Raw genomic sequence first — 14,277 nt, 5'->3', positions numbered from 1 at the left:
CGAGCTTTTTTGTAATTTTATTTGTTTGCTTGATAAGCATCCAAGAATTCTTGTACTTTTGCCGAATCCGAAACTAATTCATTTCCAGTGTTTACAAGTGGACTAACAGTAGAAACTGCTTTTTTCTTGTTACCTTGATAATAGTTTAGGATTTCATCTTGGTTAATCGAGTATAGTACCGCTTTTCTTAAGTCTTCGCTATTCGAAACTTCTCGATTTTTTGTATTGAATAGCAAATATGTTACAGCATTACTATCACTTTTTTGTAAAAATAATTTGCTATCATTTTCTACTAGATCATATTTTGTTTCAGGCACACCATTGAAAATATGGATTTCCCCATTACGAAGTGCTGAAAGAGCACTGTCAGCGTCTTGAATAAAGCGTACTGTTACATTAGCAATTTTTGCTTCATTTTCTGTACCCGGCATGTATGCTGGATTTTTCAGGAAAACCGCTTCATAGTCATTTTTATGGGACAAAATGTAAGGGCCACTTGCGTATAATGTATTGTTATATTTCTCGCCTTCTGTTACTGTGTTTTGGTCACCGTATGGAATATCTTTATTTACATCAAATGTTGCAACATCATACGTATTAATGCTCTCTACTTGTTTTTTAGAAACAATACCTGCAGATTGGTGAGCTAAGTAATTCAACACTTGTGGGAATGGATTTACTGTTGTAATCTTCACTACTTGGTATTTACCTGCTGCATTATCAGCTGTTGTTTTATCTTCTACTAATTCTGTAATTTTTGCATCCAAACCATTTTCCAGTGCTTCTTTTACTGTTACATCGCTACCAGATTGCTTCACTTCCAGTTCTGAAAGGTCTGTTACTACTGCTATTTCTTGCATACTTTCATGTAAGCTGTATGTTCGGTGATCAGGTACAGAATCTTTATCTTTTGCACGGTTTAATGAGAACACAACATCATCCGCACCAACGCGCTCACCTGAATCTACTGCTTTTCCGTCCGTAATTGCAGCAAAGTTAATGTCATCTCGAAGAAGGAAATAATAATCTTTGTTTCCATCTGCAATTGCATGGTTAAGTGATAATGATCCATCTGATACGACTACATCATCATCCGTTAAGTTAACAAGTCTTACATACATATTCGTATTTAATGTGTTAATCGAACCATCATTTCCTTTAATCGGATCTAAAGATGTTAATGTTCCGATTGCTTGTTGCATAATTAATGATTCAGTATCTCTTTTAGAAGTATCTACAAAATCGATCGGTTCCCATGCGACTGCACGTGATTTTGCCAATCTTACCGTATCAACATTTAATACTTCTTTATTAACACCTTGTGCTTTAAAAGAGTTATAAAGTGGTGCAATATAAGCTTTATCAAGAACAAGACGTTGTTCCAATTGTTTGTATGTCTCTGTAAACTGATCAGACGTTTCTGTACTTGCTTGGTCAATTAATTTGTCCACTTGCTCATCCGACATAATACTATTTGCGCCATCTGTTTTGAATAGTGCACGTACTGCGTAGTCAGGATTTCCTGTAACTGTCGTCCAGCTAGATAATGCTAAATCATAATTTCCCGCATCTTTTTGCGCTGTAAAGCTACCATAATCCGGTTGAATATTAAGCTTCACTTGAAAACCATTTTTAATCAGTTGATCTCGAACGATGTTCATATCAGCCTCGCCAGTGCTCATGCCTAATAACTCGATCACTACATCACTTTGAGCTGTTTTTGAATCATTTTTATCATTTGCTTTGTCCGAAACATCAGACTTCGTATTTACGCATCCTGCTAACACTAAAACAACCGCAATCAGGATAGCTAGTAAACTTTTTTTCATTCTTCATTACCCCCAACTAATTATTTATAATTAATCCATTCTTGGATCTAAAGCATCTCGAAGCCCATCTCCTAAAAAGTTGAATGACAATACTAGGCCCATAATAGCAAGACCAGGTATGATCGCAAGATAAGAGTGAGACTCTAGATACGTACTACCTATTTTCAAAATGTTTCCCCACTCTGGAATATGTGGTTCTACCCCAAGTCCTAAGAAACTTAAGCTACTTGTTGCAATAACTGCTCCACCAATAGTTAGCGTCGCTTTTACAATCATTGGCGCAAGTGAATTCGGAACAATTTGTTTAAAAATAATCGACCAATCCGATGAACCAAGTGCACGAGCTGATTCAACAAATTCATAATTAGATACCATTAAAACGTTGGCACGCATAGTTCTAGCATAAGTTGGAATAGCCCCTACACTTAGCGCAAGTATTAAATTCATCGTATTTGCACCGAACGCAGCAATAATGGCAATCGCAAGTAGGATGCCTGGTATTGCGTACAAAATATCGAGCAATCGCATAATAACATTATCTGCTCGCTTACTGTAATATCCTGCTAACGCTCCGAGAAAACCTCCAATTACTACTGGTATTAAAGTCGATGCAAATCCCACTAGAAGCGAAATTCTAGCCCCAAAAATAATTCGAGAAAATAAGTCTCTACCAAAATCATCTGTTCCAAATGGATATTCCAAGCTTGGCTTTTGAAGTAATGCACCATAATTATTTTCAACAGCCATATCACAGTCAAATGTATACACACTGCAAACCGATAGGGAAAATAAAAGAATGATGAAAAACATTCCTAGAATAGCTGTGGAATTTCTTGTAATTTTATCCCACATCGTATTCCACTTTATAATTCTTGAAAGATCATGGCTTCGAACTTTCACGATTAAACTTATACCTAACAACAAGTTAAATAGATTCCCTGTCAGTGAAGTAATGATTAATATTATTGCTGGTATTATCATCCACGAAGGAGCTGCTGTTGCTTGCACATATTTCGCTACGAGCACTAACATAATTATTTGGAAAACCAGTATTAGCAATAACGTCCCCATTGCTGGTATAAAACTGTCTGTTACATATGGTTTAAATAAATTGAAAGACGAAATTGCAACTATAAATAATTGGGTCAATACCATGTACACTGCAAACACGTACTCAGGTGTTTTTTTCTTTTTTATTAGATTAAAGGCAAAAGCTGCCGTGAAAATATTGGCAGTTGCTATACTAATAAGCTGTATAAACCCGAGTCTTCTTGTTGTCGATTGTATTTCACCATACTTCATTAAATCACGTTTCATTTTCCAAGTAAGAAACAGTTGAAAGCTAGTAAAAACAGCATAAATAAGGAAGACATAAAATACATTTATTTTTACATTTCCTTCTTTAAAACTAAAACTATTCCATAATAGAATAATTGTTACGATGGAAGAAAGAATCCATGCAAAGTTTGCTTGCGTGTATTCCCTCGACATCTTTAATGCATGCTTTTTTGTAGAAATCATTTTTACACCTACTTCTTCCTTACAGTTGCTTCATCTTGGATCGAATACGTGGATCAAAAAACGCATACAAAATGTCGATGAGCACATTTACTAAAGATATCGTTATAGCAATATATATAACCCCGCCCATAATAGCCGGAATATCGGGGATAAATTGCTTATCAACAATATAACTTCCGATCCCGCTTATATTGAATACCTTCTCAGTTACCGCCGCTCCTCCAAGCATTCCTCCGAAAAGCAAACCGATAACGGTTATAATCGGGATCATTGCATTCCCTACAGCATGCTTCCAAAGTACTTGTCGCTCATTAAGTCCTTTTGCTTTTGCCGTAATAATATAGTCTTCATTAATAATTTCTAACATGGAGGACCTCGTCATTCTAGCGACCGATGCAGTAAGACCAGTACCAAGTACAATAATTGGCATGATAATAGATAACCAGTTTTGTGGACTATAAGTAGCTGGGAGCCATTGCAGCTTAATCGAGAAATTCAAAATAAAAATAAGTCCTTGCCAAAAGTTAGGGATCGATAATCCTATTAATGCGATAAACATGAACGAATAATCTAAAAAGGAATTCTGTCTTGTTGCCGAAATAATGCCAACGGGGATTGCTATAACTACCGCCATTAACAAGGAAAGCACTGCAATGATCAATGTTATTGGAAATTTATTCGCAATACTTGTTGCAACATCTTCATTACCTGTAAAGGAAGCTCCCAAATTGAACGTAGCGATTCCTTTAAGCGCATTCCAAAGTTGAGACAAATACGGTAGATCCAATCCGTGCATTTGATTGAATGCGGCAATTTGCTCTTTTGTTGCAGCCTCACCGAGCAAGTTCGCAGCCGAATCAAATGGCGATAAATACAAAATCGTAAACACTAAAATAGAAACGCCCGCTATAACAAAGACACTCATAATTAATCGTTCAAAAATAAATTGCACATACGCATTACTATAGATCACAAGGAATAAATACATTAGGATTCCAGGGATGAAAGTTAATAACAAAAATAATGGTTTTTCCAGCAAACTTTGAAAATATGTATGATATGTCAGTTGCCTAATCCCTTTTTGTTCACTTATTTCATTTGTTTTTTCTAGTAGTTCCTTCGTAAACCGTTCATCCACAAGCTTATTTATTTCTTGATTCATTTCCTGTTCTTTCACTTGTTTGTTAAAGAAGGCCTGCTTCCGAATATACTGTTCCTTATATTCATTTCTCCATTCATGTTCTATTCCTGATGCGATGAAAGATGCTTTTACTTCTTCTAGGATTGCATAATATGTATCTTTTTTCTGTTTAGATCGATAGAAAAGAAGAGTAATAAGATGCACAGGAAAACCTAGGATGAACAATAAATATTTAAAAGTATTTCGCTGTATCATCTTTCCATATGTATAGATAAGCACTTCAGAAAAGCCTAATTTATAAGATGGTTGGCTTTTTGTTTCCACGGAAATATTCCCCCTTCCCCTTATTGTATTAATCCTAGTGGTATTGTATAGTATAGATTCGAACTTTTATTAAGTCAATGGCATTTCCATATATAACATAAAATAATTAGGCAGGTGTTTTAGTTGGAGACGGTTTTAAAGGTAAATGATTTAAGTGTCTCATTTCTAACGAGCGACAAAGAATTTGAAGCAGTACAAGGTGTCAGTTTTGAAGTTAAAAAAGGGGAAACGCTTGGTATTGTTGGAGAATCTGGAAGTGGAAAAAGCGTTACTGCAAGATCGATCATGCGTCTCTTACCATCCCCTCCCTCCTATATGAAAAATGGAGATATTGAATTTCTAGGGGAAAGTTTAGTACACAAAACGGAGAAAGAAATGGAGAATATTCGCGGACGTGATATTAGTATGATTTTCCAAGACCCAATGACGTCTCTTAATCCTACTATTCGAATTGGTAAACAAATAGCTGAAAGTTTAATAAAACACCAAAAACTTTCCAAAAAAGAAGCGAAAAAACAAACAATCGAGCTATTGAAGCTCGTTGGTATAAAAAACAGCGAAGAACGTTTCAACCAGTATCCGCATGAATTCTCGGGAGGTATGCGCCAACGTGCTATGATTGCAATCGCTTTAGCTTGTCGCCCTGCCCTTCTAATAGCTGATGAGCCGACAACCGCTCTTGATGTAACGATTCAAGCTCAAATATTAAATCTCATGAAAGATATGCAAAAAAGATTTGGTACTTCTATCATTCTTATTACACATGATCTAGGTGTTGTCGCTGGTATGTGTGACCGTGTAGCTGTCATGAAAGATGGAAAAATTGTAGAAACAGGAACGACGGAAGAAATTTTTGAAAGTCCTAAACATACATACACGAAAAGATTGCTAAATGCTCTCCCTCGCTTAGACGAAAAGAAAAAACCAAAACGTCCTTCTTTACGTTCACACGACATCGAAGAAGGAAAACCATTACTGGATGTAAAATCACTGAAACAACATTTCCAAGTTGGAAAAGGCAATGTACTGAAGGCTGTAGATAATATTAGCTTTTTTATAAAACCTGGAGAAACATTAGGTTTAGTAGGTGAATCGGGTTCTGGCAAGTCGACTACAGGACGTGCTATATTACGTCTTCATGAACCGACCGATGGAGACATACTATATCAAGGGATGGCTATTAACCGACTTAACAAAGATGAATTGAAAACGATGCGTCGCCATATGCAAATGATTTTCCAAGACCCATATTCATCCCTTAATCCACGTTTTAAAGTGTTGGATATTATTGGGCAGGCATTAGACATACATCGTTTAAGCAAAACTAAGGAAGAACGCAAACAAAGAGTAGAAGAATTACTGGTGATGGTAGGATTAGAACCAAGTCATGCGATGCGTTATCCACATGAGTTTTCTGGTGGTCAACGACAAAGAATCGGAATTGCCCGTGCACTTGCGGTAGAACCTGATTTTATCGTTTGTGATGAGCCCCTTTCCGCACTAGATGTTTCTATCCAGTCGCAAATAGTTGAGCTATTAGAAGATCTTCAACATCGTTTAGGACTTACCTATCTGTTTATTGCGCATGATTTATCCATGGTGAAGCATATAAGTGATAGAGTGGCAGTGATGTATGCCGGAAAAATAGTAGAGCTTGCAGAGAGTGAAGAATTATACGCAAACCCACAGCATCCATATACAAAGTCATTATTGTCAGCTATCCCAATACCCGATCCGAAAGTTGAAGCGAAGAAAAAACGCAGTCTTCTGGAAGAGGATACCAACAAAGACAAGTATCAATTGCAAAACTCCGAACTGGTAGAAGTATCAGAAGGTCATTGGGTTGCCATCCCGAAAATGTAATTTGTCCCTGTGCAGCAAACAATTCTGAATTGTTCGCTGCACAGGGACGTTAAAAATCACCTTGTATTTATATACTCACCATGTTAAACTTATGGAAATTCAAGATTTAGAAAATTTCATATTTTATTTCTTATCCAGAGAGACGGAGGGATTGGCCCTAAGATGTCTCAGCAACCAGCCAAGTTTAGGTATGGTGCTAACTCCAATAGACGTACTCCGTCTAGAAGATAAGAAGACTAACTTCAATATTATTGAGGATTCTCTTCTTATTAGAGAATCCTCTTTTTATTTTACTTTATTTGAAAAGGATGATTATTTATGACAAAAAGGTCTTTAGAAACCGAACTAGTTCAATTAGGAAATCATAGTGATCCAAGGACAGGTGCAGTTAATACACCTATTCATTTATCAACAGCTTACAAACATGCGGGGCTTGGGCAATCTACTGGGTACGACTACACACGTACAAAAAATCCAACGCGCGCAATTTTGGAAGAAGGAATTGCCAAACTAGAAGGCGGAGATGCCGGCTTTGCCTGTGGCTCGGGTATGGCAGCAATCCAGTTAATCTTATCGCTCTTTCGATCAGGGGATGAAATCATTGCGCCCGATGACCTTTATGGAGGAACATATCGCCTGTTTGATCAATATGCCGACTCTTACAATATTTGCACGTCTTACGCTAAATTTGACGCCGTCGCTGAAGTAGAAGCATTAATAACAAAGAATACAAAAGCAATATTCATTGAAACACCTACAAATCCACTTATGCAGGATATAGATATTGCCCAGTACAGTATCTTGGCCAAAAAACATCAATTACTACTCATTGTGGATAATACGTTCTTAACTCCTTATTTACGACGCCCGATTGAGCTAGGCGCAGATATTGTGATGCACAGCGCAACGAAATATATTGGTGGGCATAATGACGTACTGGCTGGGCTCGTTGTAACGAAAGGGAAATCACTTAGCGAAAAATTACTTGTAAATCATAACGCAATAGGAGCAGTTCTCTCCCCTTTCGATTCATGGTTATTAATACGCGGATTAAAAACACTTCACTTACGTATGAAGCAGCATGATGCAAATGCAAAGAAAATCGTGGATTTTTTGCGAAATGAAACTGCTATAAAAGATGTTCTGTACCCTGGGCTCGGTGGCATGCTTTCTTTCCGCTTACAAAAAAGCGAATGGGTTGGACCATTTTTAGAAAACCTTCAATTAATCGTTTTCGCAGAAAGTTTAGGCGGCGTCGAAAGCTTTATTACATACCCTGCCACACAAACACACGCTGAAATCCCAGAAGAAGAGCGTATTTCAAGAGGTGTGGATAACAGTTTGCTACGCTTCTCAGTTGGTGTGGAAGAAGCAGAAGATTTAATCGCAGATTTGAAACAAGTATTTGCAAAATTAGAAAGAGAGGTGATTCATTCATGAGTAACGTGAAAGAAAGTTTAGAAACAAGTTTAATCACTGCTTCCACTCGTGGGAATTTCGAACAAAAAACAGGTGTAGTAAATGTACCAATCTATTTATCTTCCACGTACCATCAAGAAAGTTTTGATAGCTTTGGACCATATGACTATAGTAGATCAGGCAACCCGACAAGGGATGCCCTTGAAAAAACGATCGCAGAATTAGAAGGTGGCACAAGAGGTTTCGCTTTTGCTTCCGGCATTGCGGCAATTTCCTCTGCTTTAATGCTCCTTTCTTCTGCGGATCATATCGTTGTCACGGAAGAAGTATATGGAGGAACATACCGTTTCATCACCGAAGTTTTACCGAGATTCGGTATTGAGCATACATTTGCTGATTTTAAAAATGCGGAAGCCGTAGAAAAAGCAATCCGTCCAAATACGAAAGTAATTTATATAGAAACACCTGCAAATCCACGATTAGGTATTACAGATATCGAGGCAATTGTTGCACTTGCAAAAGCAAATGATTGTTTGACCTTTCTAGACAATACTTTTATGACTCCCCTTTATCAACGCCCGCTTGATCTAGGTGTAGATATCGTGTTACATAGTGCTACGAAGTTTTTATCTGGTCATAGCGATATAATTGCTGGGCTAGCTGTCACGAAAGATGAAGATCTTGGAAATAAACTAGGATTTATCCAAAACTCTTTCGGTGCAATTTTAGGTGCACAAGATTCTTTTTCATTAATTCAAGGCATTAAGACAATGGGAGCACGCTTAGCGCAATCAACAGAATCCGCTCAAAAACTTGCGTCCTATTTAACTAGTCACCCTTTAGTAGAAGAAGTGTTGTACCCCGGCTTATCTACCCATCCGGGATATGAGGTTCATGCTAGACAATCGAAAAGCCCGGGGGCAGTATTATCATTCCAACTTCCGAACAGAGATACTGCGAAAGCTTTTGTAGAAAGTTTACAAATCCCCGTTTTTGCAGTAAGTCTGGGTGGTGTAGAATCGATTCTTTCCTACCCTGCTACTATGTCTCATGCGGCAATACCGAAAGAGGAACGAGAAAAAAGAGGAATTACAGATGGCCTTCTAAGGTTCTCTGTTGGTCTGGAGCATATAGATGATTTAATCGCAGACTTCGACCAAGCACTCACAATCGCATCTAACATAAAACAGAAAGTAGGAATTTAACATGACAAAACAATTAATTCAAAAAGCACCTTTTCGCGCAGACCACGTAGGAAGCTTTTTACGACCAGCACGTTTAAAAGAAGCACGTGCGCAATTTGAAAATAATGAAATCACTGCAAATCAATTAAAACAAATTGAAGATGAAGAAATTACGAAACTTGTTGCTAAACAAAAAGAAGCAGGTCTACAATCAGTAACTGATGGTGAATTCCGTCGTAAATGGTGGCATTTTGACTTTCTTGGTGGTCTAGACGGAGTCGAGTTTTATGAACCAGAAGAAGGTCTATCATTTAAAGGCGTAAAAACCCAAGCACATGGCATTAGAGTAACTGGAAAAATAGGATTCAGTACGCACTATATGATCGATCACTTTAAGTTTTTGCAAAGTGTGGCTGGTGACGCTGTTGCTAAGTTTACTATTCCGAGCCCTAATATGCTGTATTACAGAGCCAAAATTGAAGATGGGGTTTATAGTAGCGATGCGGAATTATTTGATGATTTAATCGTTGCTTATCAAGGTTTCATCCAAGCTCTGTACGATGAAGGCTGTCGCTATTTACAAATTGATGATACTTCATGGGCTACTTCTTTCTCAGATGAAGGCATTGCTGGACTGAAAGAAAGAGGATATAGCGTAGAGGAAGCGCTAAAAATTTCCGCACGTGCGATTAATGAATCGATTGCGAAAAGACCGGATGATATGCTTATTACAATGCATATTTGTCGCGGGAATTTCCGTTCTACTTATATTACTAGCGGAAGTTATGAACTTGTGTCGGAAACCATTTTTAACGGGTTAGATGTAGATGGTTTATTTCTAGAGTTTGACGATGAACGCTCGGGTGACTTTGAACCACTTCGTCATATTAGCCGCCCAGATTTATATGTTGTCCTAGGATTGATCACTTCTAAGCATGGTGCATTAGAAAATGCAGATGAAGTAAAAGCTAGAATTGAAGAAGCTACTAAGTATGCCCCACTTGAGCAATTTTGCTTAAGTCCACAATGTGGGTTCTCTTCTACAGAAGAAGGAAATATTCTAACGGAAGAAGAACAATGGGAAAAAATCCGCCATGTTGTACGTATTGCGGAAGATGCTTGGAAATAATTTAACGATTAAAAACGCAAGAAGAAAAGTTGTCTACTTTTCTTCTTGCGTTTAGTTGTTTAGTAGATCAATCGTAAATTTGCTTTGCTTGCACGACTAACCTTAACTTGTTGGATCTTTCAGGATAACATGTTACCAAGGATAGAAGTGTTATACCTTTCTGCCTTTTTAACACATCCACATTTTCAGGTTTTACGACCTGTATATCAAATACCTCATATTGAAGAGTGTCCGTTGTTGTTTCTAATTCAAATTGATCACCAATTTGAAGCTCGTCCAAGCGATTAAAAAACTGTCCAAACACATGGGATTGGTGACCAGCAATTGCAGAAGTTCCGTTTAGGGTTCCGAATTCATCAAGTCCATCAATTTTTCCCAGTGCCTTATTCAATTTTTCTGGTGCCGCTCCTCTTACAACAGGTGCTTTCAAATCAATGGCATTGATATTTAATATGCCCTCTACGCCTCTTGTTCCCTCTATTAATTGGGTTGATCCATGGGGTACTTCTATCGGTTTATTAGTTGCTGCCTCTGTTTTTATACCAGCAAAGGATTCTATTAATTGTTCTTGATGCTGTTTGTTCTCGAACATTCCATATCCAGTAATGATTAACAAGGAAATTGCTATCAAAATCAATAAATTTCCAATGCGTTTTTTCATCCTCGTATGCCTCCTCTTCTATGCAAATTTACGTATTGTTAATCCACTAGCAAGAAGACTCAAGGCTAATAACATCAGCAACATACCGTCAAAAAAACCACCTGTTCTTGGAAGCATAGAACCATCTTGCATTTCACTTCCATTGAAAGATATATCATTCAAATTACCAAACAAACTTGCATCATCCTGCTCTTCCTCATTATTCGCTGCAGTTTCAGTTGTACTGTCATCTGCAGTTTCTTCTTCATTTGTGTTCATACTTGCATTTGGATCTGTATTGGAATTTGTATCTTCGTTCATATTGTCGTTTCCACTAGCATCTGCATACACTTCCTCCGCCCCTTCATCTACTAAAGCAGGGACTTCATTTTCCACAGGAGTGTTCTCTTCTCCATTTTCTGGAGAACCACCTTCCGATTCACCTGAATTATTCGGACTGTTAATAGGTAAAGCAGCTACAAATTCTTCTCTTGCTAGAATTTGTACATTCGTGTTTTGCAATAAATCATTGTTAACTCCAAAAGAGATACCATTATTGCTTTCAAAAGAACCTTCGCTATTTGAATAATAATCGTTTGTTAGCACATCGACAGTTAGTTCATCTAATTGATCAGATAATATATCTACCTGTAAAACACCATCGTTGCTATATTGTTCATTTATCCCATTCATTTCGTGATAATCTAATATTCCTATATGCATTTGATCCGTAATTGGGAATTGATCGCTCACCAATTCCACTAATCCGCTATCAAACATATTCGTATTTTCATCACTAGTCCATCTCGATAACAACACATCTGCTGATAAATCTCCTAATAAACCATCTACTGTTTCAAGGGATGCAACGGATGAGCTGCTTTGCTCTGATTCTCCTTCGTTAGAATCACTTATTGGCAAGACATTTAGTTCTAAATCATTCAATAAGAAGTTAGGATTTTCATCCTCTGTTTTTACATTAAGAAGACTTGAAGTTTCTGCAAAACCTTCATTAGAAGCTGATGTTTGGCTTTCTAAAACTCCTACATGAATTGCTTCTACAACTGGTACATTTGTAATTTTCAAATGTACGCCTTCTTCCAAGTTCATCGTTTCTTCGGTTGTACTGTCTTTCGTTACATATTCTTTATCTGCAAGCACTTCAAGGTCTATTTGGTCAGCAATAATATTCGGAGCAAGTTCTGCATCTACAACTGCCACTTCACTTGAATAGGCAGTTTCAGTTAAAGATTCTTCTTGTCCTAGTACTTCAATATTTGCATCATCTGTTACCACCAAATCTTCTGCTGTTAAATCAGCCACTGCACTTTTGTTTGAAGAGAATGTTTCCGTTGAAGATTCTTCTTGTTTTAGTACTTCAACATTTACATCATCGGCAATTACTAAATCTTGTGACGCAATATCTACCACTGCACTTTCTTTTGAAGAGGCAGTTTCCGTTAAAAATTCTTCTTGTCCTAGTACTTCAATATTTGCATCATTTGTTACCACCAAATCTTCTGCTGTTATATCTGCCACTGCGCTTTTGTTTGAATAAGAAGTTTCAGTTGAAGATTCTTCTTGTTTTAATACTTCAACATTTACATCATCGGCAACAATTAAATCTTCCGCTGTAATATCTACTACCGCTTGTTCACTTGACGCAGTCGATTCGGTTTGAGAAAGTACATCGACTTCCAAATTACCAATTTCCTCATCTACAACGGAGACATTTACGAGTTTTTCCTCTTCGTTACTATTTTGAAGACCATTTGCGTTTGGAATTTCTACATCAATATTATCAATTCCAAGCAAATCATTTATTTCTACGTCCAAAATAGGAGCTTTCTCTGAGTTATCATTCAATACGTTTACCTCAATTTGTGATGGCAAGTTGGAATCGTTTTCTGCTGCTTCCGCCAATAAAGGTGTTAGTAATAACAACATCAAAAAACCGAAGACGGTACAAGTAAAGTTTAAGCTAATAGTTTTCATTATGTTTCTCTCCTTTTTATTTTGATTTACATCACGTATAAAAAGGAGACATTTCGGGTGGCTTCCTTAAAGGCGTATGAATCCATTGGATAATTGCATAATGGTTTTTGTGATACCATTTTTTACGCATCAATTCCTTCATCAGCTCCTGTGAAGGTAATAATGCAAATAAAGTATCCCCACTTTGAACCGGCCCTAAATTAGAAGCAGAACTTGGAGCGCTTGTTGATGTTGTCGAAACCGTTGTTACCACAACCTTTTTCTGTTCACTATCGGGAATAGGAGGTAACATGCTCGAGCTTTTGTTCGTTGATTTTTTTATTTCTTTTTTATGCGCTTTTTCTATAATCTTTTTTTCCTGATTTGCTTGTAAATCTTCAAACGACTCTTCTTTTATAATTGTTATTTCTTCGTCCACAGTAGGCTGACTTTGTTGTGGAGGTTCTTTTATAACGGGAGCCGGTACTGAGACTGTTTCTTCAGGTGGATCTATCAGACTAGTAGACTCTTGCACTAGGTTACTTTCTTCCACAAGAGACACTTTATCTTCCGCTTGCTTTTGTGGCTCTACAGCGGCTGGCCTTTTTTCTTCGACTATTGGTGTTTCTTTTTTGCCGATTACCGCTTGTACTGTACTTGAACCTTCTTCAACTGTCTCTTGCACTTTACTTGTTACCTTTTTTACACTACCGTTTACCTCTGTCAAAACAGGCGTAACAGTAGGCACTTCTGGAACTACTTCTATTGTTTCCTCTACTATACTGCCTACTTCTGAAACGATAGATTCCGTGATGGGTGGCACTTCTATAAGCGCTTTTTCTACTATAGGAGTGGTTTTCCCTTCGACTTTCTCCAATATTTCAACTACGGGTTCAGCGACCTTAGTTATTTCTTCGATTTGTTTTACTGGTAAAGCATGGTCCACTGTGGAATTGACTTCTTCCGATATGTTTTCTGTCTTTTCAATTAGTTCTGTAACTGTTCCACTAAGAAGTCCTCTTTTTTCGTTCGTTTGCTCTTCTCCATGAGTATAAGTAGGCAACATAATAAAAGAACTTATCCCTAAAATAAATACGAGCCATTTTTTATTCATTATTTCACCTCCTACCTACACATTTATAACTAATAATTCTGTCTACTTTATTCTATTACCCTATTTTTCTACGTTTAATCCTTCCATCATAGATTAAGTTCCATGTTTGTAATAATGGCAGAGGGGTAAACAATTACTG

General features: G+C 37.3%; 10 protein-coding genes and 1 riboswitch. Of the genes, 4 read left to right on the top strand and 6 right to left on the bottom strand.

The window, feature by feature from the left end; translation table 11 throughout:
* Positions 1 to 17: 17 nt before the first annotated feature.
* From ACIQ38_RS01245 to ACIQ38_RS01235, 3 genes are read right to left on the bottom strand one after another with little or no spacing between them, the layout of a single operon-like run.
* The gene (locus ACIQ38_RS01245; protein ID WP_402817030.1) at positions 18 to 1,829 is read right to left on the bottom strand and encodes an ABC transporter substrate-binding protein; all 1,812 of its coding nucleotides are present in this window, start codon (positions 1,827 to 1,829) and stop codon (positions 18 to 20) included.
* A gap of 30 nt (positions 1,830 to 1,859) precedes the next feature.
* Complete coding sequence (locus ACIQ38_RS01240) at positions 1,860 to 3,350, bottom strand: ABC transporter permease (protein ID WP_402817028.1); 1,491 nt, start codon at positions 3,348 to 3,350, stop codon at positions 1,860 to 1,862.
* A gap of 19 nt (positions 3,351 to 3,369) precedes the next feature.
* A complete protein-coding gene (locus ACIQ38_RS01235) occupies positions 3,370 to 4,746 on the bottom strand; it encodes an ABC transporter permease subunit (RefSeq protein WP_402819525.1) in 1,377 nt (458 codons plus the stop codon).
* Between the two features lie 192 nt (positions 4,747 to 4,938).
* On the opposite strand from ACIQ38_RS01235, the gene ACIQ38_RS01230 reads away from it, so the two are divergent.
* From ACIQ38_RS01230 to ACIQ38_RS01215, 4 genes are all read left to right on the top strand, one after another.
* The gene (locus ACIQ38_RS01230) at positions 4,939 to 6,678 is read left to right on the top strand and encodes an ABC transporter ATP-binding protein (RefSeq protein ID WP_402817027.1); all 1,740 of its coding nucleotides are present in this window, start codon (positions 4,939 to 4,941) and stop codon (positions 6,676 to 6,678) included.
* A 127-nt stretch (positions 6,679 to 6,805) separates the two neighbouring features.
* A riboswitch (SAM riboswitch) is annotated at positions 6,806 to 6,912 on the top strand.
* Positions 6,913 to 6,996: 84 nt separating this feature from the next.
* Positions 6,997 to 8,118, top strand: coding sequence for a methionine biosynthesis PLP-dependent protein (locus tag ACIQ38_RS01225; RefSeq protein ID WP_402817025.1), 1,122 nt, complete (start codon positions 6,997 to 6,999; stop codon positions 8,116 to 8,118).
* Positions 8,115 to 9,302 (top strand): cystathionine beta-lyase, encoded by a 1,188-nt coding sequence (metC, locus tag ACIQ38_RS01220; protein WP_402817023.1) that lies wholly within the window; start codon positions 8,115 to 8,117, stop codon positions 9,300 to 9,302. The genes ACIQ38_RS01225 and metC overlap by 4 nt, the downstream gene beginning before the upstream one ends.
* A 1-nt stretch (position 9,303) precedes the next feature.
* A complete protein-coding gene (locus tag ACIQ38_RS01215; protein WP_402817021.1) occupies positions 9,304 to 10,410 on the top strand; it encodes a 5-methyltetrahydropteroyltriglutamate--homocysteine S-methyltransferase in 1,107 nt (368 codons plus the stop codon).
* A gap of 67 nt (positions 10,411 to 10,477) precedes the next feature.
* Here ACIQ38_RS01215 and ACIQ38_RS01210 read toward each other — a convergent pair whose 3' ends face one another.
* Genes ACIQ38_RS01210 through ACIQ38_RS01200 form a run of 3 tightly spaced genes read right to left on the bottom strand, consistent with a single transcriptional unit; the run spans position 10,478 to position 14,138 of the window.
* Positions 10,478 to 11,071, bottom strand: coding sequence for a class D sortase (locus ACIQ38_RS01210; protein ID WP_402817019.1), 594 nt, complete (start codon positions 11,069 to 11,071; stop codon positions 10,478 to 10,480).
* Between the two features lie 18 nt (positions 11,072 to 11,089).
* Positions 11,090 to 13,045 carry a hypothetical protein gene (locus ACIQ38_RS01205; RefSeq protein WP_402817017.1) on the bottom strand — a complete coding sequence of 652 codons (1,956 nt, stop codon included), beginning with the start codon at positions 13,043 to 13,045 and terminating at the stop codon, positions 11,090 to 11,092.
* Between the two features lie 31 nt (positions 13,046 to 13,076).
* On the bottom strand, positions 13,077 to 14,138 hold the full coding sequence (locus ACIQ38_RS01200; protein WP_402817015.1) for a hypothetical protein: 1,062 nt from the start codon (positions 14,136 to 14,138) through the stop codon (positions 13,077 to 13,079).
* Positions 14,139 to 14,277: the final 139 nt, after the last annotated feature.

It is taken from the genome of Psychrobacillus sp. NPDC096389, assembly GCF_044762855.1.
Taxonomy (GTDB): domain Bacteria; phylum Bacillota; class Bacilli; order Bacillales_A; family Planococcaceae; genus Psychrobacillus.
The sequence above is the reverse complement of the archived record's forward strand: the minus strand, read 5'-3'. Positions and strand labels throughout refer to the sequence as shown.